29 protein-coding genes, 3 tRNA genes and 1 pseudogene are annotated in these 20,774 nt (G+C 50.6%); 16 read left to right on the forward strand and 17 right to left on the reverse strand.

Translation table 11 applies throughout. The features are described 5' to 3' along the window. Positions 1-8: 8 nt before the first annotated feature. The 12 genes from ACJJIF_RS07015 to ACJJIF_RS07070 all read right to left on the reverse strand — a co-directional run bounded on the left by ACJJIF_RS07015 (position 9) and on the right by ACJJIF_RS07070 (position 10,424). Positions 9-1,490: a phage portal protein gene (locus tag ACJJIF_RS07015; protein ID WP_444931520.1), complete on the reverse strand. Its 1,482-nt coding sequence runs from the start codon at positions 1,488-1,490 to the stop codon at positions 9-11. Next, complete coding sequence (locus tag ACJJIF_RS07020; RefSeq protein ID WP_444931521.1) at positions 1,490-1,705, reverse strand: DUF6148 family protein; 216 nt, start codon at positions 1,703-1,705, stop codon at positions 1,490-1,492. Before ACJJIF_RS07020 ends, ACJJIF_RS07015 begins: the two co-directional genes overlap by 1 nt. Further along, positions 1,706-3,703 (reverse strand): terminase gpA endonuclease subunit, encoded by a 1,998-nt coding sequence (locus tag ACJJIF_RS07025; RefSeq protein WP_444931522.1) that lies wholly within the window; start codon positions 3,701-3,703, stop codon positions 1,706-1,708. Further along, on the reverse strand, positions 3,675-4,196 hold the full coding sequence (locus tag ACJJIF_RS07030) for a hypothetical protein (RefSeq protein WP_444931523.1): 522 nt from the start codon (positions 4,194-4,196) through the stop codon (positions 3,675-3,677). The genes ACJJIF_RS07025 and ACJJIF_RS07030 overlap by 29 nt, the downstream gene beginning before the upstream one ends. Before the next feature lie 72 nt (positions 4,197-4,268). Continuing rightward, complete coding sequence (locus tag ACJJIF_RS07035; protein WP_444931524.1) at positions 4,269-5,027, reverse strand: hypothetical protein; 759 nt, start codon at positions 5,025-5,027, stop codon at positions 4,269-4,271. After that, on the reverse strand, positions 5,027-5,248 hold the full coding sequence (locus ACJJIF_RS07040) for a holin (RefSeq protein ID WP_444931525.1): 222 nt from the start codon (positions 5,246-5,248) through the stop codon (positions 5,027-5,029). Before ACJJIF_RS07040 ends, ACJJIF_RS07035 begins: the two co-directional genes overlap by 1 nt. Continuing rightward, on the reverse strand, positions 5,245-5,601 hold the full coding sequence (locus ACJJIF_RS07045) for a hypothetical protein (RefSeq protein WP_444931526.1): 357 nt from the start codon (positions 5,599-5,601) through the stop codon (positions 5,245-5,247). The genes ACJJIF_RS07040 and ACJJIF_RS07045 overlap by 4 nt, the downstream gene beginning before the upstream one ends. Next, positions 5,601-6,041 carry a DUF5675 family protein gene (locus ACJJIF_RS07050; protein WP_444931527.1) on the reverse strand — a complete coding sequence of 147 codons (441 nt, stop codon included), beginning with the start codon at positions 6,039-6,041 and terminating at the stop codon, positions 5,601-5,603. Before ACJJIF_RS07050 ends, ACJJIF_RS07045 begins: the two co-directional genes overlap by 1 nt. Positions 6,042-6,251: 210 nt before the next feature. Beyond that, complete coding sequence (locus ACJJIF_RS07055; protein ID WP_444931528.1) at positions 6,252-6,710, reverse strand: hypothetical protein; 459 nt, start codon at positions 6,708-6,710, stop codon at positions 6,252-6,254. A 338-nt stretch (positions 6,711-7,048) separates the two neighbouring features. Then, a complete protein-coding gene (locus ACJJIF_RS07060) occupies positions 7,049-8,797 on the reverse strand; it encodes a DUF5906 domain-containing protein (protein ID WP_444931529.1) in 1,749 nt (582 codons plus the stop codon). Continuing rightward, a complete protein-coding gene (locus tag ACJJIF_RS07065; RefSeq protein ID WP_444931530.1) occupies positions 8,794-9,387 on the reverse strand; it encodes a hypothetical protein in 594 nt (197 codons plus the stop codon). The genes ACJJIF_RS07060 and ACJJIF_RS07065 overlap by 4 nt, the downstream gene beginning before the upstream one ends. Further along, on the reverse strand, positions 9,384-10,424 hold the full coding sequence (locus tag ACJJIF_RS07070) for a PriCT-2 domain-containing protein (RefSeq protein ID WP_444931531.1): 1,041 nt from the start codon (positions 10,422-10,424) through the stop codon (positions 9,384-9,386). Before ACJJIF_RS07070 ends, ACJJIF_RS07065 begins: the two co-directional genes overlap by 4 nt. 360 nt (positions 10,425-10,784) lie before the next feature. Between ACJJIF_RS07070 and ACJJIF_RS07075 the strand changes: the two genes are divergently transcribed. After that, positions 10,785-10,931, forward strand: a complete 147-nt coding sequence (locus ACJJIF_RS07075) for a hypothetical protein (protein ID WP_444932399.1) — start codon at positions 10,785-10,787, stop codon at positions 10,929-10,931. A 10-nt stretch (positions 10,932-10,941) separates the two neighbouring features. Here ACJJIF_RS07075 and ACJJIF_RS07080 read toward each other — a convergent pair. Further along, positions 10,942-11,094: pseudogene (locus ACJJIF_RS07080) on the reverse strand (transcriptional regulator); the annotation flags it as partial. Between the two features lie 97 nt (positions 11,095-11,191). Between ACJJIF_RS07080 and ACJJIF_RS07085 the strand changes: the two are divergent. The 15 genes from ACJJIF_RS07085 (at position 11,192) to ACJJIF_RS07155 (ending at position 19,339) form a co-directional block, all read left to right on the forward strand. Continuing rightward, entirely contained in the window at positions 11,192-11,866 is a 675-nt protein-coding gene (locus ACJJIF_RS07085) for a LexA family protein (protein WP_444931532.1), read from the forward strand. A 223-nt stretch (positions 11,867-12,089) separates the two neighbouring features. Then, positions 12,090-13,427, forward strand: a complete 1,338-nt coding sequence (locus ACJJIF_RS07090; protein ID WP_444931533.1) for an SNIPE associated domain-containing protein — start codon at positions 12,090-12,092, stop codon at positions 13,425-13,427. Between the two features lie 304 nt (positions 13,428-13,731). Then, positions 13,732-14,070 (forward strand): response regulator transcription factor, encoded by a 339-nt coding sequence (locus ACJJIF_RS07095; RefSeq protein WP_444931534.1) that lies wholly within the window; start codon positions 13,732-13,734, stop codon positions 14,068-14,070. Further along, entirely contained in the window at positions 14,067-14,246 is a 180-nt protein-coding gene (locus ACJJIF_RS07100; RefSeq protein WP_444931535.1) for a hypothetical protein, read from the forward strand. Before ACJJIF_RS07095 ends, ACJJIF_RS07100 begins: the two co-directional genes overlap by 4 nt. Further along, positions 14,243-14,545, forward strand: a complete 303-nt coding sequence (locus ACJJIF_RS07105) for a DUF7673 family protein (RefSeq protein WP_444931536.1) — start codon at positions 14,243-14,245, stop codon at positions 14,543-14,545. Before ACJJIF_RS07100 ends, ACJJIF_RS07105 begins: the two co-directional genes overlap by 4 nt. A gap of 165 nt (positions 14,546-14,710) precedes the next feature. Further along, positions 14,711-14,869 (forward strand): hypothetical protein, encoded by a 159-nt coding sequence (locus ACJJIF_RS07110; RefSeq protein ID WP_444931537.1) that lies wholly within the window; start codon positions 14,711-14,713, stop codon positions 14,867-14,869. Then, entirely contained in the window at positions 14,866-15,153 is a 288-nt protein-coding gene (locus ACJJIF_RS07115; protein ID WP_444931538.1) for a phage antirepressor KilAC domain-containing protein, read from the forward strand. The genes ACJJIF_RS07110 and ACJJIF_RS07115 overlap by 4 nt, the downstream gene beginning before the upstream one ends. A gap of 24 nt (positions 15,154-15,177) precedes the next feature. Continuing rightward, positions 15,178-15,477 carry a hypothetical protein gene (locus tag ACJJIF_RS07120; RefSeq protein ID WP_444931539.1) on the forward strand — a complete coding sequence of 100 codons (300 nt, stop codon included), beginning with the start codon at positions 15,178-15,180 and terminating at the stop codon, positions 15,475-15,477. Between the two features lie 87 nt (positions 15,478-15,564). Then, complete coding sequence (locus ACJJIF_RS07125) at positions 15,565-15,819, forward strand: hypothetical protein (RefSeq protein WP_444931540.1); 255 nt, start codon at positions 15,565-15,567, stop codon at positions 15,817-15,819. Between the two features lie 81 nt (positions 15,820-15,900). Beyond that, the gene (locus tag ACJJIF_RS07130; protein ID WP_444931541.1) at positions 15,901-16,158 is read left to right on the forward strand and encodes a hypothetical protein; all 258 of its coding nucleotides are present in this window, start codon (positions 15,901-15,903) and stop codon (positions 16,156-16,158) included. Continuing rightward, entirely contained in the window at positions 16,145-16,591 is a 447-nt protein-coding gene (locus ACJJIF_RS07135) for a hypothetical protein (protein WP_444931542.1), read from the forward strand. The genes ACJJIF_RS07130 and ACJJIF_RS07135 overlap by 14 nt, the downstream gene beginning before the upstream one ends. After that, on the forward strand, positions 16,588-17,139 hold the full coding sequence (locus ACJJIF_RS07140) for a phiTE_072 family protein (RefSeq protein WP_444931543.1): 552 nt from the start codon (positions 16,588-16,590) through the stop codon (positions 17,137-17,139). The genes ACJJIF_RS07135 and ACJJIF_RS07140 overlap by 4 nt, the downstream gene beginning before the upstream one ends. Further along, positions 17,136-18,050, forward strand: a complete 915-nt coding sequence (locus tag ACJJIF_RS07145) for a hypothetical protein (protein ID WP_444931544.1) — start codon at positions 17,136-17,138, stop codon at positions 18,048-18,050. Before ACJJIF_RS07140 ends, ACJJIF_RS07145 begins: the two co-directional genes overlap by 4 nt. Before the next feature lie 15 nt (positions 18,051-18,065). Next, positions 18,066-18,305 carry a DUF4224 domain-containing protein gene (locus ACJJIF_RS07150; protein ID WP_444931545.1) on the forward strand — a complete coding sequence of 80 codons (240 nt, stop codon included), beginning with the start codon at positions 18,066-18,068 and terminating at the stop codon, positions 18,303-18,305. A gap of 101 nt (positions 18,306-18,406) precedes the next feature. Next, positions 18,407-19,339 carry a tyrosine-type recombinase/integrase gene (locus ACJJIF_RS07155; RefSeq protein WP_444931546.1) on the forward strand — a complete coding sequence of 311 codons (933 nt, stop codon included), beginning with the start codon at positions 18,407-18,409 and terminating at the stop codon, positions 19,337-19,339. 1 nt (position 19,340) lies between these two features. Here the strand turns inward: ACJJIF_RS07155 and ACJJIF_RS07160 are convergent, their stop codons facing one another. From ACJJIF_RS07160 to ACJJIF_RS07175, 4 genes are all read right to left on the reverse strand, one after another. Beyond that, complete coding sequence (locus tag ACJJIF_RS07160) at positions 19,341-20,186, reverse strand: hypothetical protein (RefSeq protein WP_444931547.1); 846 nt, start codon at positions 20,184-20,186, stop codon at positions 19,341-19,343. A 154-nt stretch (positions 20,187-20,340) separates the two neighbouring features. Continuing rightward, positions 20,341-20,416 (reverse strand) — tRNA-His (locus tag ACJJIF_RS07165). 115 nt (positions 20,417-20,531) lie between these two features. Beyond that, positions 20,532-20,608, reverse strand: a tRNA-Arg gene (locus ACJJIF_RS07170). A gap of 18 nt (positions 20,609-20,626) precedes the next feature. After that, positions 20,627-20,703 (reverse strand) — tRNA-Pro (locus ACJJIF_RS07175). Positions 20,704-20,774 lie beyond the last annotated feature (71 nt).

Below are 20,774 nucleotides of genomic sequence, written 5' to 3' on the forward strand. Positions count from 1 at the left end.
GCTGCCTCCTATTCAGATTCAGTTTCTTGCGCGGGTACGGCTTCGCGCTTGGTTGGGGTGGTGATTCCGTTCTCTTTCAACTTCCGCTGCCAGGCAGCGGTTTGCTTAATCACATCGTCCGGCTTTTTGCCTCGGCGGCGGATGGTCTGCTGTGGGCTGGCCAGTACATTTTCCAGCAGGGTTTCATCGGCGCTGGCTTCATGAACCGGATTAATCCAGGGCATCACCGGGGTAATAAAATCGACGTGCATTAATGTGGATGGATCGACATCACTCGGCACTTTGAAGGCATCCGCGAGTAAACCCATCTGCACCCAGCGGCGGGTGGCCGGCTCTACAATTTCTTCGCAGAATTCCAGGCTGAGGGTTTCGTAGTTTCCCCACTGCTCCACCAGTTCCTGGCGCTGGGCGCTATAAGTCCCGTTGTAGTTTTTGCTGATACTGCTAAAGCTGGCCATGGTGCCGGCGGCGGCCATGCGGTGCATGGTTTCTAAAAATGGCGTTAGCAGACCACTGGGGCGATTACTTTGAATGGTGCCGACAGATTCCCCTGGGCGTAGATCGTCATAGATGGCGCCGGCGCGGATATCCAGGGTGCGGTTTCCATTCTCATCATAAGAGTCAGCGTCATAAGTATCAGGGCTGCCCTTTTGGATAAAACCCACCATGGCTGAGGCAATCTTGGCGGCAACGCGCTCGTTTTCTTCATAGTCTTTAATATCGGTAAGGCGATTCATCACTGCGGCAAAGATGGAAGCCCCACGGGTTTGGTGCAGCCGGCGTACAAATTTCAGGTGCTCGATATTGTCGGCACTGTGAAACCTGCGCTTCATGCGCCAGTTAAATGAGGCCCCGGGGTGTTCGTCGTACAACCAAAAGCCCGCAGGTTCACCCCAGGCGGATTTTTGAATGCCTTGCACAATGCGCTTGCTGGGGTCGTTGTAATCCACCGGCAGGAAATCCGGTTCCAGGCATTCGATGGTGTAAGGCACCGGGGTGCGGTGTTTTAACCCGGGCACTGTGCCCTGTAGGTGCCGCATTAAAGTTTCACCATCGCGCAGCCAGGTATTGCACAAAAGCCGCTGGGCTTTGCCCCAGCTAAATTGCCGGGTGCATTCCGGGCGCCGCGCCCATTCCTTGTGGGCGTCATTCATTTGGCTGGCAAGATCGTCATGGATATCGCCATCCCAGGTTTTGGGCTGGAATTCCACATCGATGCCGCGCGGGCCGACGATGTTGTTGACCAGGGTGGTGAGAATGCCAAAGGCAAAATCGTGGTTTTGCTCCAGGTGCCGGGCTTGGCCGCGCAGGGTTTCCACACTGCCTTCCAACACCAGGTCGCCGCTGCGGTTATCACCGGGGTTTTTGCGCAGGCGACTGGGGCGCGCGGCCTCATAGGCGGCGGCGATTTCCAGGGCGCGCCGGGCTTGTACACGGCGCAGGGCAGCCTCGGGGGCAAAAAACCCGATTACAGAATCCAGTTTATTCATTAGCAAAAATTCGCGTAGGCGGGCCCTGGGCGTTTGCCGGCGGCCTTTAAGGTTTCTGCGGTTGCGCGGCGCTCCCATTCCTGTCGGCCCGCGCGGATCTCTTGCAGGTTCTCGGCAGTAAATTGGCGGCCGTTAATCACCGTGGATTTTCCAGCGAGCACGTCTATCTCGGCCTCGATATAGAGGTCGACCATTTCAGCGGCGGTTTTCGACATTTAACTATCCAGTAGGGAGCCGGCTGGCTGCGCGGGCTGCCGTGGTTTTTTCGGGGCTGGTTTGGGTTGTTCGGAGGCTTGTTGAGGTTCGCTAAACAGCGTGCGCTGGCCCAGGCGCGATTCGATGGTGGACCATTTTTTCTCGTTGTATTTGTGCATGCCCATGGCGTGGGCGGCGTGCAGGGCGTAGACCTCGGTATCGGTGCCTTCATTGGGCCGGCCGGGGCGCGGCTGCCAGGTTTCCCGGCCTTTATTTTTCTTGCTGGGGGCTTTGACTTCAGCGGTGACCTGCTCCCAGTAATCCTGCCGCACATGCTTGCAGCTGTGCATATAGGCACTGGTGCCCAGCAGACGCTTGGCCATCAGGTCTTTGGCTTTGTGGGTGCCGACGATATAAACCTTTACCCCAAAGCGGTCTGCCTTGGTGCGGCGCTTGGGGTTGTTAAAATCCACCTGCCGGGGCTGGTTGAAGATTTCCTTGGTGCCGAAGTCGTTGCTGTCACCTTTAATCGCCATCACCAGCACGCCGCGATATTTTTTATCGCGGGTTCGCACCCAGTGATACACCGCGTTACTGGTGCCGCCATCGCCGGAATCGATACTCACCGCCGCTGCGCGGATCTCGCCGAAGCGCTCGTGCTCAAAACTCTGGAAAACCAGTTTATCCAGGGCATCCCAGCAATCGTCGCGCTTGTCGGCGGTATCGCCGTCAATTTCGCCCCAGTACATCTGCCAACTTTCTTCATTACGGCCAAAGGCGCGAATGGTGATTGCGAGTCGGTCGTGCTGTACATCGATGCCGACCGTTACCAGCAGACCACCGGCAGGGCACACTAATTCCGGGTAATCCTCGGCGGCCTCTTGCAGCTTTTCATGGTCAAGCAAACGACTGGCGGCATACTGGTAGGGCCGGCCCAGTTTGTTATTCTGAAAAACAATGCGGGCAGATTCATCGCCGCTTTTCGCTTCGTGTTCCGCTTCGAGAAAATCCCGCACCACATCGGCGAGGCCGGTGCCGGGGATACACACATAAAGCTCCGATAGCTCCATAAAGGTTTCTATCGGTTCGATCTCGTCTTGCTCAAAGTCTTCGCCGCATTGGGTTTTAACCCAGCCGGCAAAGTCATCGCCATTCTCCTGCGCGGTTTTGCAGGTCTGCAAAATATTGGCCTGGCGGCGGTAGTCATCCCATTCGCTGCCACAGTGCGGGCAGCCATACACCGCGCTTTCGGGCTGGTGCAGGCCAAACACCGGATGCGGTGTGCCACCCTCTTTCTCTAACCAACTGACGTTTTCCCAGTCCAGTACATGGGACTCGCCGCAGTCGTGGCAGGTAATCGGCAGCACGCGCATGGTGCCGAGCTTGGTGTAGTGCTCCACCTGGGAGAGATCGGCAACCGCTGGGGTGCCGCCGATAATTAACTTTTTATTGCGCATGCGCTTGAGGCGTTCGCGCAGGTGGCGAATGGAGTCGCCCTGATCACCGACGTCTTTGTTGGTATCGTCCGGCTCCTCCACATAGCCTCGCCGGGCTGAAGTAGATTTCACATTGGAAATGGAGTTGGAGCCAATGGTGCGAATCTCACCACCGGGGAATTTCTTTCGCGTTGAGCGACTGCCCCCTTTGCGACTGGTGGTGACATCGATCACCTTACTCACCGCCGGCGACCCTTCGATAATCGGCACCAGCTTCTCATCCATAAACAGCCGCCCCTTTTCATCCTTGGGGAACAACATCAGGATACGGGCTGGATCAGTAGCGGCGACCTTGCAGATATCGGTTGCCAGTAGAACCGTCCAGCCGATCTGCGCGGCCTTTTGCATCACTACCATCCACGACACCGGATTATCCAGCGCGTGCATTACGCCCCAAAAATAGGGCACATAATCGTTGCGGTAATAGCCGGCGTTGTCGCTATCCTCAGACGGCAGTTTGATATTTTCCGGCAGCCACTCAATCAGCGGGACTTTAGGCTGCGGTATCCAGGTCTCCCGCACCTCCTTCACCAGGCGCGAGAGATTCGATCTCGTAACTGCCAATAGCTCTGAGGGCAGCGTCAATGTTTGGCTGTAAGGGTTCGCGGTCGACGGTAATTGCATGCTGGCTCTCGATAGCAATAACGATGCTCTCCACCGCTCCTAATAATTCATTCTTGCCAATGGTGGACCACTCCACCATCGCTTTACGCACGGACTCAATATCCAGAATTAATTGATCCTGCTTGTACAGCTCGCGCATTTTTAGTTGAGCATTCGCCTCAGATTCAACTGCCTGAGCCATATCACGACGGTTGCGGGCTTCATTCGCTTGGCGACCAGCAGCCTCAGTTCTCAGCCGCTCGCAGTACTCGTGAAGCCAAACCCTATAGCTCGCATCTTTAGTAAAAACCTCGGCCTTGCAGTGCTTGGCAATCGCGGGTTGTGAGGCGCCAACCAAGCGAGCAAAGCCCGACTGAGTGGCCTGATCATCCAGTGATAGGTTGTCAGCCAAGGTATAACCCCCTAGGAAATTTCAGATAGCTGTTAAAAAAACGGGGCCCGAATTACCCGTATCACGGATTTCTCAGAAGGACCCACCAGGGCCTGGCCATGGCCTAGCGGTCGCAATGGCACGATCCATTGCTTTATCAAGCTCAATCGGGAAGTGTCGCCGCGCTATGCCCTCGGCAATTCGGAAGAAGGGGAAGCGCTTGCGATAGTTTGGTTTCTTTTTTACGAAGATCAGAATGGGCCTAACGGATCTGCGCCGCTTGTACCCTACCCTTTGCCATACACCCAAGGTGCCTTCAATCTTTCCAACAAAATAGCCTTTAGTTGCGCCCCGTTTAGCCTTACTACGATTGCTATTAGTGGCATTCTGCATTGGGTCACTGCTAGCACGTACCTGCGAGAGGATCTTGCTATAAGTGCCGCCCGAGATATTGCCATGCTTATTCAACTTGGCCCCTTCACCATGCACTGCATACATCCCTTCAGGTAGTAAGCCCGCGTGGCGCAATGCCCGCTCGAACCTCTTCACATTGCGGTCAACACCAAGTATGGCTGGCGCTAAGTATTTACTGGGCGGCGTTCCCTTGGTTGCCTGATCACGAATAAAGACTTTCGCCACACCTGAACGCTTAGTGGCTTTCTTCACCAGCACAGAGTTCAGTGTCAGCTTCGCCGGGTTTACAAATATGCGCCCGATGGCTGCACGCTCCTCACCGCGAATACGAAACGCCACATTATTCAGAGCGACCGAACTGGCATAGGGCACCTGTCGCTTTAGCTCCGCAGACGCCCGCTGAAACCTTGAAATATCCAACCTGACACTAACGTCCATCAGCTCTCCCCCTGCTGCTTTTCTTGTAACTTCAGGCGCTTGTGGTTGTAATACCAATTCACAACGAAACCACCCAAAGCAATCAGGAAACCACCCATAGCAAGCAGCTCTTGCGCTGCATATCCACCGAATACCGCTGTACCCGCAGCAACCGTAGTGGTTGCACTGGCGACCTTCTGAACCATGGCTTCCCTCGCTGCCTCTTGGGCTACAGTGTTCACCGCTTAACCTCACTCACCCATGACTTCACAAAATAGAAGCCGATGATGATGCTGTAAGGCTGTACAACTACATCAACCAGCAGGCCCTTTAGGTCCGCCACAAAAGGCGCCTTAAAAGCCATGGCTGCCGCAATAAATAAAACCAGCAGCGACCAAACCAACGTCACCAGAAAGGCAATTAATCTTCGCGCCCGGTTCTGCGGCTGTGTGGCCTCCAGATATTTGAGATACCAACGGGACTTTTCCTCATTGGTAAACCACACCGCATCCACGGTATTTACAGTGGCATCCAACACTTTGCTTGCAGACTCGGGGCCCGCGAACAAACCCTTAACTCCAGACCAAATACCCATCACGGATACTCCGGCACGTAGTGCGTAATTGTCAGATTAAAGTTAGGCGGCAACATATCCCGCAGTTGATCCATTGCCTTGCGTGACCGCATCACCCACCAGCCACCTGGCGCTATAGCAGAACCAACACCAATGCAGCCTTGAACATCAGAGGCATAATTGGCCGTATGGATTAATATTTTTGAGCGCCCAGGGACCTCTGACAACTCCCACACATTGGGATACCGCTGCGAGCTATACGCCTCACAAGAGTAAATACCCTCGGGGATACAACTCTCAAACGGGCGATTACCCACCCAAGGGCGCTCAATCGTATAAAACACACAGTCGCGCACTCTCAGCCGCCCCAATGTGGCATCTGGCCCATAGGCGTATCGTTGTAAATTGCAGTCCATGTGTTTGCGCTCAGTGCCCTGCATTGCAGAGCAAATAGAATTCAAAAAAAAGGCGCCCAAAAGAGCGCCATCAAAGATCGTACAAGGATGAAAAATGAAAGCCCCAAACGCAAAAAACCCAGCTGGGGGAGCCGGGTTTTTTGCGCGATCCGAAAATGGGGGGAATCGGATTGGGTTCTTTCTTACCCACCTATGGCAGGATGCCTAGATTTAATAATTTATTGTCACGGATGTAAAGCCCTAACTTAGAGATATTTACGCCACTCTTGGACCTAGCGAGCCAAATAGCTCCACATCTAATAAAACATGAGCCGCATCAAGATGGCGATAATAGGTACGAACGGAAACACCAGCAGCCTTTGCACGCCCCTTAGCAGAAAGGCCCTCCCGTAAATACTGCACTCTCACAACCTGTCGCAGCACTTCCGGCAATTTACGCAAAGCCTCTTCAACTTCCATAGGCTCCTCATCAATTAAAACTACCGGCCCCTTACCTCGCTGCCCCTGGCCGCTGCCTGCGCGCATATTGGCGGTAATTCTGTGAGCCCTGTAGGTTATCGGGCTCACCCGTATCTCATTGGTCCACTGGCCAGAAGATGAAGAACTCACACCGTTCTCCATAATCGCAGCCATCGGCGACTTATATTGCCGCGCCATACTCCCAATCACCTGAAACGCCCAATCAAGCAAACGTTTTTCAACTCGATCAATCATCACACCCCTCCTCTGGAAAAAACTGAAATTAACTACCCGTATATATCCGTATATATCCCGTACAGTAAAAAAAATAGGTATACGGCTCTACAGACCGCATGGTTACTAGGGTTTTTACACTTCCCGTATACCCGTAATACAAAAACCTCTCGCGCGTAGAGAAAAAATAAATACTGAATTCTGAATAAATACTGCCGCAGTAATTACGCGCGTGCGTGCGCGCACGTAAGAGAGGTACAGGTATACGGGAAGTGCTAGGAAGCTAGAAATGACGGGGGCTACAGAGCCGTATACTGTATAAACATCATGTACGGGAGCCCAACGGGGGCATACGGGAATCATGCGGCCTCCTCATGAAATGCACCGATCTCATCTCGAAAAGCCTTAACACAATCAGACAGCCACTCCTTTTGGGTTTTGTCATACGGCGCAGAGTGCAATAGAAAGAAGGTTCCTTGTACTCCCTTCTTTGAGCCTCTGCCGAAGCCACCCGGATTATCATACTCCAACCGGTTCCTCTTCTGTACCCGCGCAGCCATCGCCTCAGAAAAGCGGTTCATATCCATTTGATGAAATCCACCTGCACGACACCACCGCTTATAGACCGAATACAGATCCCCGGTTAAACACGTAAAGTATGGTGCCTCCGTCTCTCCTTCTTTCCAAGCCCTAAAAAAAACTTCCCAACTAGGCAATCCAAAGCTAATCAACCGCTCCTTGGCACTAGTCATAGGCGGCTTGGTGCGGGCATTAAACTCACCCAGATTCCAATCTAATAAGAACTGATAGAAAGCCTCTGCCCCGCCATTCTCCAGCTCCTGACCCACACCTTTCTGCAAATCTAAAGGCAAGGTTTTCAAGGGCCAAACAACTAAAAAACGCCGATCCCTAGGTTCAACCGGGAATGGCAAAACCTCATTCGAAAGAAACACGCTATTCATATAGTTCGCCTCTTCCCATCCAGAGACAAATTTCTTCTCAATACGAGTGGTTGCACCGGTAATCATCTGCTTGATGTTACCGGTCTGGGAGTACTTCTTATCTCTCGAAAAGATCTCCTCAAACACCCCCCAAAGCAAAGAAGACTTCCAATCTGTATAAGCACTTTCAATTTGATGCTGACCCAGCGTAGCGCTGTATTCACCATATATCTTGCGCATCACCCCATCAAAAAATAGGGACTTACCAGAACCATGGACATCAGAGTGCACCAGCAACGCCGTCTCCATTTTGGAACCAACATACTGCAACGGATACGCCAACCAACTCACCATCCAGCGCCAAACTGCCTCATCTTCATTGCAAAGATGATTTAGTAATGCACGGATGTTCTTACACTTATTCCAATTCTTTTCTGGATTCAGTGGCAACTTCTGGAAAGTATTGATATGGGTTTTGGGATCAGTCCGGCGCGTTGGATCAAAAACAACATTTCGGTGCGGCACCATTTTCCTATCTGGATGCCTATACCAGATATCATAAGCATCAGGCGAAATATGTTTAATCACCTTTAATGGCATCCTTTCCCAATGCAAACTATCCCACGCCTCTTCCGTCCCCTCCAATAACGTGAAACGCCTCAGTAGGTCACCTACTCCCCCCGCCCCCTTGTTGGCGGCCTGGCGCGCCGAGATAAACCGGCGCACATCCAACTCAAGCACCTTGCGCTTATCACCAGCATCCATGAACTGCTTATAGATATCGGTACCTACCTCAGCCTTAAATGCAGCAGCTTTCATTTCTTTGTGCTGATGCTCATCCCACACCTTGGTAGTACCAGAAATCAAAGCAAAACGCTTTTTCGCATCCTCCAGCGTAATTTCGCGCGCCTCTGCCGTTATAGAGGGTACGGGAGAATCAGCAGGCTCGCTCGGCTCAGAATACTCGGGGGGAATATCATCAATAGGCGGAGCATCAACAGGCCCCGAATAATCATCAGCAACCGCAGCGGGCGCCTCAGTAGATGGGGAGCGGGGGAAGAAAACCACATTCTTCATAAACACATCCCACTGCCGCCGCACCTCCTCTAATCCATAGCGGCAATGGATATCATTAAAATCAAATCCCTCTGGCTTGCTTTTGCTCATGCTGCCTCCTGAGACGGTTTAGAGTACCCAGCTGCTCTTCGGGCAACTTCAACCAACCAATGAGCAAAATCTATTGGTGTATGCTCACGTTCTGCCTTCGTTACAGAGGGCAGACGCGGATAACTTTTTGTCGGTCTAATACAGTGCGTAGCCTTTCCGAGTACCAGCGGAATTTCTGGCATATCTTTTGGCTCAACGCCTACCACATATAACCAGGTTGCCTTCTCAGCTCTATGCCCCCACCAATGCTGATGCACTGGCAGTGTCCATCCATCAAATTGATCTCGTGAACCAGGCAATGGCAATCCTTCAGACTTCCAGAGCGTTGAATAGGCTGGATGCTCCAAAACACCTCCCCACTTCTGGATTTTCCCAATCGCGAAAATCGCTAATTCTTTTTCATCCTCTGAACCTTTCGCAAACTGTCTCAGCCTGCCCCACAACCGACACGGCGGGTGCGCAATCAAAGAACTTCCCCCAGGCCACCTGCGTGCATCCCTTTCCGCATCCCAGACATCGACACCCTCTATTGATTTATAGTTACTGTCCTGTCTCGCGAAAAGCACAGCTATTTTTTCTAACTGGCTCATGCAGCTTTATCCTCCACCTCATCACGCAGAGACGGAACCCACACCGCAGCATCACCCACAGCCTTTGCCGCCTCCATAGCCTTCTGCACACCATCATTCACATCCAAGTGCAGATCATTATCAGCAGCGAATACCATGTGTTGATCAGGGAAGCGCTCACGGATCAACAGAGCCACCACCTTCAAATTGCCACAGTCAAAACAAATCAATACCGGGCACTCTGTGGCCTCATGGGCACTGGCACCCGTCGAAAACCCCTCAACCAATACTAAGGGTTTACGTGGGTCCATCTTTCCAAGGAGTACATACAAACCCGACTTACGTCCATTACGCAAAAACAACTTCTTACCCGAGGGTGTAATAATTTGTAGACTCCAAATCACACCATCAATATCAGTCATAGGGACTGCAAAATATCCACTCTTGAAATAGTGAAACTTCGGGCGCCCTTCTTTCGGCAAAGCGAAAAACTCTGATATTTTTTCCTGATCCTCAACCCGCTCCAAATGATCATCCCGTTCAATCAACAACAACGCCGAACGGAAAAAGCGCACCCCATGGGCGCCAATTTTTTTAACCCCCAGGTACTTACTCCGCCCTGTAGGTTTTAATTCTGACCAAATCGCCTGCGCCTGCTGCTTTACCGCCTCATGCCAGGCCGCCGTTTCCGACTCTTCCCGGCGAATATCTTCAACCCGCTGTGCATCGCGCGCTGCCTTTTCCTTCGCCCAGGCCGCTTTCTCTTCCGGCGTAAACTCCCGGCGCTCAAACTGATAGCCACCCTCTTTCGCCTTAGCGAACAATGTGCCGATACCAATACCACCCGCAGATCGGTTGAAACTTTTCCAGGTACTTTTCGCCGCGCGCGGGCAATAGTTATCCGCCTGCTGGCTCCACTCATCCCAGATATCAAAGGCTGAATCACCAAACTCCGCCTTGATCGCCATACCCATCTCAACCCAGGTATCACGCACGGCATAATCGAGAACAAACGTGAGCGCACGGCGCACATCATCCATAGTGCACTGTTCGTACATAGAGAATTCCCCCTAAAACAGAAGCGCCCGAAGCGCTGAGAAGTGAGTGCCGGTCTTCCACCGGCTCAGGGTTTTTCAGGCCCTTGGCGCTGTTTCTCCACGATGCAAATAGGGCTTCCCGTGGTCGTGTCGTGCCGCTCTTTAAGTCCCCACACTGCTGCCCTATTCCGAACGGCGGAGACTAAATAATTCTGAATGCCGGTCTTTCCCGCCGTCTTCTAATCGGGCCGGCTCAGATCCCGCACCGGCCCATCCTGTGGGTATTCAATACACCCTGTATAAACCCCCATATACCGCAGTGAATTAATCCCGATCTTCAAAAACCGCAGAATGGCAGGACAATAGAATGGGGAATTGAAAATGATCGTTATTCTGGTTTCTGAAACGAACCCGCACCCGCTCAGCTTACCCACTGAACTTCTCAGCCTGCTTGATCCACAAACTGCACCTCAAGAGGCCCAAACACATCAGGGCGTAACTGAGCCCGAGAAACTTTCCTCCGAGTAGCCAACTCAATCTTCGAGCAAAGCTTTGGCGGTATAGCTTTCAACCCATTACGCATTTGAGAGACAAAAACCGGGGTAACCCCGATAGCCCTTGCGAGTCTGGCTTGTGATCCAACCACTTTGATAGCGGTATCCAGGGCAGAATCTGGCGTTTCCTGCGTCATGTCCGGCGGCTCCTTGTCATCAGAGTCCAGAGTATTAACTTTCAGCTACCGAAAATCAATAGCCGATAATTAATTAACTTATAGCTAACATAGCGCTATGAAACATCCTGACTTTGCAAAGCGGTTTAAACAGGCGGTTACCCATGCCGGCGTGGAAGATACGCAGGAGGCATTAGCACGCCTGTTTGAAGTAAGTACCGTAACGATATGGAGCTACCGTAATGGGGAGAAGCTGCCCCGCATGAGCACATCAAAGCGAATTGCAGAAACGCTTGGTGTCTCTGTCGATTGGCTGCTAACTGGTTCAGGCAAAGGACCAGGTGAAGGAGGCACTAAGGAGGGAAGCAATGTTGTTCAAGGGCCAAGAATTCAAGGGAGAATTCCCCTAATTAGCTGGGTACAAGCAGGGGCCTTTTGTGAAACTCTAGACTTAATTGATCCAAGTGAAGCCGAAGCCTGGTTACCCTGTCCAGCAACACATTCTGATCGAGCTTACGCACTACGCGTTAATGGCGACAGCATGACAAACCCCTACCCAGGCCAACGATCTTACCCTGAAGGAACCATTATTTTTGTTGACCCTGACAAGCCTCTTACTAATGGTTGCCGGGTTATAGCCAAACTTAATGACGAAGCAACCTTCAAAACTTATGCCGAAGATATGGGGCGCACTTTCTTGCGGCCAATCAACCCCAGCTATCCATCAATGGATATCACAGATATGGATGTTAGCTTTTGCGGTGTCATACTTGGCTCCTACACCCCGGACTAACACCCCTCTGAAATTGGCACAGGTGTGCAAAGTAACTTTAAGTTGCGACTCACCCACTCCATAAATCGAAATTCACACCCATCAAGAGGCAACAAGTGAAATAACCTTGTTGCTTCACATCCATCCAATTGGATATATTTCTAATTCTCTGCACCTTCACCTCAAGCGAACAGAGAAAATAGAAGATAGTCGACTTTGCACCTTACACCAAGGAAAGATTAAGATGGAGCAACAGCTAATTGCCGGAATATCCATAGCAATTGCGGCCCTTATAGCACTTTCAGCATTAACCGTAAAAATTTATCTACAGCTAAAAAAAATTAAACAGAAGTATTCAAAAATAATAAATATTGATAAAGAGGTTGAAAAAGCCAAAAAAGACAAGAAGAAAATATCCAATGAAACAGCAATCCTCATTCAAAACTATAAAGAAAAACGAGAAATACTAAACAAGCTAATCAAAAAAGCTGCCATCTATGACGAGGAAATCCAGCTTGCCGAGTTAGGATTCTATAAACCTCACTTTGATTTTGACACATCCGAGATATACAAACAGAAAATAGACCAAATAAAGAATGAACAAAAAAGCTTAATTTCCGCTAAGAAGGCTATATATTGCAACACTCAATGGACTGTTGAAGGAAGCAAGGCAAAAGGCAGAACAATGACCAATCGAGCCATCAAGTTAACTGCCAGAGCTTTTAACAATGAATGTGACTCCGCAATTTCCAATACAAACTGGAACAATGTTGACAGAATGGAACAGCGAATAAAAGCTGCCTATGATGCAATAAACAAAATGAATCAATCTAACTCTATTGTCATCTCACATGATTACTACCTTCTTAAACTAAAAGAGCTACGACTAGCTTACGAATACAAAGATAAGAAGCAAAAAGAAAAAGAAGAGCAGCAAGAAATAAAACGTCAGATGCGAGAGGAGTTAAAACTAGAACAAGAGATGGAAAAAAGCCTTAAAGAGGAAGTGAAGTATAAAAAATTGCTAGAGAAAGCAAGGAAAGAGGCTGAAAAAACCACAGGAAGTAAACTTGAAAACCTTAACGCAAAAATAGCCAAGCTAAACGAAGAACTCACAGAGGCCCATAAAAAATCTGAACGCGCCAAATCTATGGCAGAACAAACTAAACAAGGGCACGTATATGTTATTTCAAACGTAGGATCATTTGGTGCACATGTATATAAAATTGGAATGACCAGACGACTAGAACCAAATGATCGGGTCAAAGAGCTTGGTGACGCTAGTGTACCCTTCACCTTTGATATCCACGCCATGATCTTTTCAGACGATGCCCCGGCGCTAGAAAACAAACTTCACAAGGTATTTGATGAAAGAAGACTCAACTTAGTTAACACAAGAAAAGAGTTCTTCCGTGTATCCCTTTCAGATATTGAAAGAGTAGTTAAAAGGGAATATCCAAATGCTGAATTTATTAAAACCGCTGAAGCCAGAGATTACAGAGAATCTCGAAGTATAATTGCCCAACGTCAAAGCAAGAAAGCCGCAAATAATCTAGCTGAAGAGTTTCCTGAAACCATATAACAGCTACATAGAAGCACCCTGTACACGCGCTAATCTTTGGCTGCTTGCCCAATTAAGCAGAAGCTCGCAGCCTCCATTGGCGCTAAATCCTTCAAAAAGCGACAATATTCTACTCAAACTCAAAACTAGATAGAGCCATTACCCCTTTCTGGCAGCCACTCCTAGCGCCATTGATATTCAATAAGTTACTTGCCCCTTACGACAAACCACACCACTACAACCCCTAACATTAACTTTCGGCTATTGACGAGAGCATTAACTTTCGGCTACTGTCTTCATGTAAACCAAGGACAGGGCAGCCAAAATGCACAGCGAAACGGAGTTCCGACAACTAGCACCACGCCAAGCCGAAGCGCTGACACATCGCGCCCGAGGCCTCTCAAACCGGGAGACCGCCCAGGCTATGCAGTGCTCCGTTACCAACGTGAGCAACCTGCTGGCGGAGTGCTTCTACAAACTGCACGCCCGTAACAGCACCGACGCCGTGGCCAAAGCCATAAAACATGGATTAATTCAATTCGTCCTGATCGCCACGATTGTCAGCGGAATTGGCGCGGAACAAGAACAGTTGCGCACCCGATTCGGACGCCGTCTTACCTCACAAACTATCCGCATACGCAATAACCGGGAGGGAATCGCATGACCGCCACCGTGTTTGTACACCCCACGGCCATGAGTAAAAACAATATCGACCGCCTCAAGCAGCGCATCGATATCGCCAACGCCGTCCACAAAGCGCACATCCGCTTAGTGCAACCCAAAACCTTTACAAAGCCAGCCAATAACAACTGGCCACCGTTTGGAGGTGATGCCGCATGAACCAGATCAACCCCGCCCACAGCGTGGAAACCCTGCTCAGGGTCGCCAACGGTTATTCCGGTGCCAGCGAAATTGCCGCACAGGTTTTGCTTTCGGCCTGGAATAGCAGTGATTTTGCAGTCCCGGTTGCCGAGCTTAGCCTGCTTGATGGCGACAACTACCAACACGCCATCAACGTGATCAATCTGCGCTACCAGGGCAAATCACCACAAAGCGTTATCACCAACGGCGAAAAGAAATTCCACACCCTCTACCGCTACTGGAGTTACTTGGAAATACAAAGGAAGGAAGCAGCATGAGCCAAGCCCAGCCGCTACCGCAAATGCCCTGCCCTCACTGTGGTGAATCAGCAAAGCCAGTATTTAACGGGCAATTGCAGTTGCGCGGCTGGAGCTGCCAACCCTGCCGATACTGGGAACCCGCCATTGGCAGAGAAAGGAAGTTCAAAAAACCAGGGCCCGGCCATGAGTGAATTCACCCGAATCTTAGAGCTATACGAAGAGCTACTGGCCAAGGTAAAGCTGCAAGAAATTCAACTTGAGAGCATGCGCGAACAAACCGCCACACTCTCCGAAGCCATCCAAGGCCAAGCCCCACAACAAGGAAATCAGGAGGCAGCGTGAACAAGCAAAAAACTTTCACCGTCACCCAAGCCGCCCGCCTATTGGGAATGGGCAGAAACAATTTAATGAAACTCATGCGGAACAACGGCTTATTACACAGCCAAGAACCCATGCGCAACTCCCCCACAAAGTGGGCCACCACACAGGGCCTGCTCGTAGCAGAAAACGCTGAATACAAACGCGGCGTGGTGGCCGTGCCCTACATCAACACCAAAGTCACCTCCAACGGCATGGTCTGGATGCGCGACCTTATCGAAAAACAAACCGTACTCGAAGCCAGTTAAATTTTTTAGAAAGTAAGAGTAGATATGAGCACAACACAAGTTGAAAAACATTTAAGCCTTCTTGGCATGAGATGTCAGGACAAGGTGACAGGGCTAAAGGGCGTAATAGTAAATATAGGTTTTGATCTATATGGATGTGTTCAAGCAATTGTTCACCCAGGTTTGAGCGCGGATGGCAAACCACAAGAAACCATATGGTTTGATATCTCACGCCTTGAAATAACCAGTAAAAAATCAGTGATGGAGCGCCCTAATTTTGAATATGGGCACATTGCCGAAGGCCGAAAGGGGCCAAGCGAAAAACCCCCAGAAAGCAAGTATTAAAGTTTAACCGCGCCCCAGGCGCATCAGTCAGCTGTAACCGTTAGGGCTGCCGGTACGGAGCCCAATTTTAATAAATTGGAGAACCCCGTGGAAAGATACGCACTATTTACCGGCACTTATAACTTACTAATGGGAGGCATCAAAGATTTTAAGCGCTCCTACGCCACCGAAGAAGAAGCCTACCAAGAGGTAGAGCGCATTGCCCAGCAGGAACTGTTCACACACTGGGCGCAAATCTTCGACAAGAAAACCGACACCGCAAAAATTTATCGTATCGACGATAAAAAAATCACCGAGGACAAATCCCAAGACTGCCCTCACCCAGAACCAAACGCCGCCTGACTCACAGCCAATAACGTTCTAAGCCCGCCCCGTGCGGGCTAAGTGGGTAGAAGCAATTAATAAATAAACTCGGGGGATACCATGACAAATTTTGTATCAGGAGTAACTCGCCATATATGCATTGATATCCAAGGCGCATTGAGGAAATCCGATAAGTGGCTAGATGGGATTTTGCAGGATGCTAAAACCGGGAGAGAAATGTCTCCAAATGAGGTACGGCATTTTCTGCGTAAACAGCAGGACAAAGGACTTAGCTACTATAGCGGCTGCGACAACATGGACTCTACTGGGCGCTGCGCAGGACACCCACTAGAGGAAGAAAGCAGTGCCCAAGCGTAAATCCCGCAAACCCATGAGCCAACGCGCCCTGCACGCCCGCCGGGTAAACCGCTGGCTATCCGGTTTAATCCTCACCGCGCGCAGCAGTACCGGTCTGGATACCGATGGCGATCCTATTTTAAAGATCACCCACCGCCGCCAACGGGGCGCCGTGGGCGATATCGCCCGCGCTGATTACCAGCATGAAATATTGAACTGGCAACACCACTGGATGATAACGGTATTTGTTGAGTGCAAAACCCCTGAAGGCGATTTCTATAAAGACTCGACCGAGTTCGAAGCCTACGGCGTCCGCCTTAATGACCTAGCCGAATTAGTGCGCCCAGAACTGGACACCATCAAAAACAAAGCCAACCCCAACCACTACACAGACCACGGCTGGCAGGCAGAGATTCTACCGAATCGTAAACAGGAAAAAGGGAGAGCAGCATGAATACCAAAGACATTGAAGTTTCAGCTTTTCGAACTCTAACCCCTCAAGGTCTCGACCCCATCACTGTGCTTATTGAGAACACGGCCAAGGGGGCAGGACAAATCACCCTTAGTTGTTGCGGTGAGGCTTGGAATCACTTCTGGCCACGCATGGGTGAGCAGCACACTCTTGAGACTTTTTTTCTTTCTGCAAGTACGGATTACCTCTCTAACAAACTATTTCCAAACCACCTGCAAAGAAGCGTTACTGATTTTTCAGAAGTTTATAAGCAAGCCAAAACAACAATTCTGGAAGATCGCCGAGAGCATGCAATTGACAAACAAACGGCGAAAAGACTTTGGACTGATATTAGAGGCCTAAAGCACCTATCTGACGACTACGAGCTGCAAGAACACCTGGAGACCATTTGCGAGGTATTTGGCCAGGAATGGTACGAGCTGCTGCCCACCAAGGACCACCACGAATTTACCTACCTTTGCAAAATCATTGATGCAGTGAAAGAAGCACTAAAACTGCGCACAGCCGAGCAACTTGGAGAGGCTGCGTGAAACTCTGGCAATCCCTCACCGGTATCGCCGCCCTAATCTTCTGCGGCACCAGCCTCGCGTTTACCGTGCAGCTGTGGATATCTATGCCCGCAGGCCTCGGCGGGCAGGTGGTCGCCGGGGCTACTGCGGTAGCGCTGGAGCTGTGCAAGTTCAGCTTCGCCCCGCTCGGGCTTTGGTTGCGCAGCCAGGGCCAGGCCAGTGGCTATGCCCTGCTCTGCCTCTGGCCCCTGCTGGTAGTGATCAGCATTGTTGCAACGGTCGGATTCCTCGCCACCCACAGCGAGGAACAGCAACAGCGCAGCACCCGTAACAGCCAGGAATACCAAGCATTGCAACAGCAGCTAAACAGCCTGCAACAACAGATCGACACCTTAAACGGCTTGATCAACACCGATGCTAACAACGGCTATCGCCAGCGCGCCCTCAATACCGCCGCTCAGTTATCCACATTGGAAGCTCAACGCGCGCAGCTGATAGAAAAACTATCCACAATCGAACAGGCACCCAGCACAAACAGCGCCTTCAGCAGCTTGGCGGGCGCCCTCAACGCAGACCCGGAAAAGGTTCAGCATATCGGCTTTCTGGCGCTGGCAGTCATCACTGACATCGTGGGGCTTGTCGCACTGCTCGCGTTTAACGCCGCTGCAACAGTTGCGAAACGCGCCACAACACCGTTGCAACAGCCTGAAACAGTGGAGAAACAGCTGAAACACACCACCCACTTAAGCGAAGAGCAGCAGCAGCTCGCCCAGCGCATCAGTGCCGGAGAGTTCGGCCACAAGCCCGTAATGCGCAACATTATCAACGATATGCGCCTTCGATACGGAACCGTTAAACCCGTTTTCGATGCCCTGCAACAGGCAGGCGCACTCAAACGCAACGGCCAGGGGTTTGCCCTGGTGCAGCGCTAGAAGGTAAGGATTACCATGAGTAAGCTACTCACCAAAACAGAGATAGGCCGCCTGACTGGTGTTGGCGCAGATAATATCGAAGGGCAAAAACAAATTTTGGAAGCCAACCGAATCCCCTATGTGCGACGCAAAGATGGCTCACCCGCCCTAACTTGGGAGATGGTCAACCAGGCGACGCTCTCCCGAGGAGCCAATAAACCCGGCACCCCAGGTATAAACTTACCTACAGGCTTTAACCTTGGAGCAGCAAGCTGATGGGCAGAAGGCGCAACCCCGAAAATGCATGGATGCCACCAAATGTTGAACGGTACAAGAGCGGCTTCCGAGTAAATCGCAGGGGCTACCCGACCAAGCACTTGGCAAAACCTGATGCCAGCAAAGCAGAAGTATGGACTGCTTACGAACGCTACCTGGCCGGATTGGTAGAGAAGGAATTCACCCTTAAAGACCTTGTTGAGCTGTATTTTGCATCACCTCAATACACCAAACACATCAAACCGCAGACGCAAAAAGACTACCACCGCTATAGCCTGCGTATCTTGGCAGTGTTTGGGGAAATGACACCCGATGCTATCACCTCACCACTGGTTCAGATGTTTATTGATGCCCGAGGTGCAGAACACCCTACCGCAGCAAACCGAGAAAAAACCTTTCTAGGCATTGTGATGAAATGGGGCAAAGCCAGAGGGTTTGTAAAAATTGAAGACCCAACCGCAGTAATTAAAAGTCTCAAGGAAAAAGCAGGCGGGCGCTATCTCGAAGACTGGGAGTATGAAGCCTTTTGGCAGTGGCTTGGCGATCGCGGCCATATTATGCATCAGTGCGCTATGGAGATTAGCTATTTGTGTGCAGCCAGGCAGCAGGATGTGCTCGCCCTCACCCGAACAGATATGAAGGAAGATGGCCTGCTAATTGTTCAAAGCAAGACCGGAAAAGCGCAGATAAAACTCTGGAGCCCAGCACTAAGGGAAGCTGTGGAGCGCGCACTTGCGAGCAACATTGAAGCACAAATTCAAACAGCTCATATTATTCGCAGCCGCACCGGGCGACCTTTCACCCGCACGGGTTTTAATGCTACCTGGCTAAGAGAACAGCGAGCTGCGCTTGAAGCGGGAGTGATTAAGGAGCGGTTTCGGTTTCACGATTTGAAAATTAAAGCCGCCAGTGATTTTGACGGTGACGTGCAGAAATTTACAGGACACAAAACCCGCTCTATGGCAGAGCGATACAATCGAACAGCAGATAAAGTTGTCAGCCTAGACCGGAAGCGGCCAAAGAAAGGCAAATAATTTAATTTGCCTTTTGTTCTACTTTTTCTTTGGTTTCTACAACATCAATACGAGCACTACTTTCAAGCTCAAGCTTCAGCGCTGCTAGCAAACCTTCAATTGATTCAGCTGATAAAATCACCTGCTGACCTTTTGCCTTAGTTAGCTCAACTGCAATTGCGTGAGTTAGGTTACTTATTGATTCATCAGAGAGGGTAACTGGCTGTAAGGCCACAGGGGAGCTTAGATTTACAGAAACATCTTTATTTTGAGAGTAGATCTGACCTATGAGCGCACCAACAGCTACCAAGGCCGAAACAACTGCTGCCCAGAACATCTTTTTTGTAAGCTTGACTCCATCCCCTGCAACTTGAGCACTTTGCTTGGCTGCACTTGCACTCACTTCCGCCGCCGCCGAACTATCAGCGGCAATCCTCAATCCCTCTTTAGCAATCGAGTTGGCACGCTCAGCCTCAGACAATGTCCGTTTTGTAAACTCTTTTTGTTCCTTCTCTTGCATACCGCGAAGCAAATCTTCGACAAATTCAATCCGCGCATCAGTAGCCTCAATGTAACTTTCTGCGCACTCAAGCTTTTTTCCTGCCTTAAGGATCAGTACGTCACGTAGATTAACATCTGATGTCGATGTGAAAGAGGAGGATTCCAATAACTCCCCTGCTATCCGCGCCACTCGACAAGAGCCCTGCAGCTCCAGCTTCCACGCCTTCAACTCTGAACGACACTTTTCGATGTTATGAATCTCACTACCGGGAGGTAGCTGACTTAGGCGGGCAAATTTACTATCTAATTTCGATGGTCCATCTAGCTCATTCAGAATCGATTGGAATTGCTCTAATTCATTAGCCATACAAGTCTTTTCCCTTTGACCTCAAGCTCGCAATCAAAAAACCTCAACATAGATTGAGGCCAAAATTACCACACCAAATTACCACACTGGAGTCAGAAACGAAAAAACCCCGCACTAGGCGGGGTTTTAAGTCCTTGATAAACAAGGAAAAATATGGGGTGGCCGACGGGGATCGAACCCGCGACCTCAGGAGCCACAATCCTGTGCTCTACCGACTGAGCTACGGCCACCATAAAAGTGATATACTTCAGCACCTTGTGGCAGTACTGAGTACCGGATACCTCTTGCAACCAATCTGGCTTCAGACTAAGTCCTTTTTGCCAAACCAGCACCATCTTGTGGAGATGGCACGCCCGGCAGGACTCGAACCTGCGACCATCCGCTTAGAAGGCGGATGCTCTATCCAGCTGAGCTACGGGCGCAAGGTGAACCCGGAAAATTGGTCGGGGCAGAGGGATTCGAACCCCCGACATCCTGCTCCCAAAGCAGGCGCGCTACCAGACTGCGCTATGCCCCGTTTTTCCAATTGTTCGCTGCTTCTTAACTTTGCCAACCGTCCCGTGGGGGGTTGTGTAAGTCGCTGTAGCT

Source organism: Microbulbifer regidiadema (SeqCode), assembly GCF_052467605.1.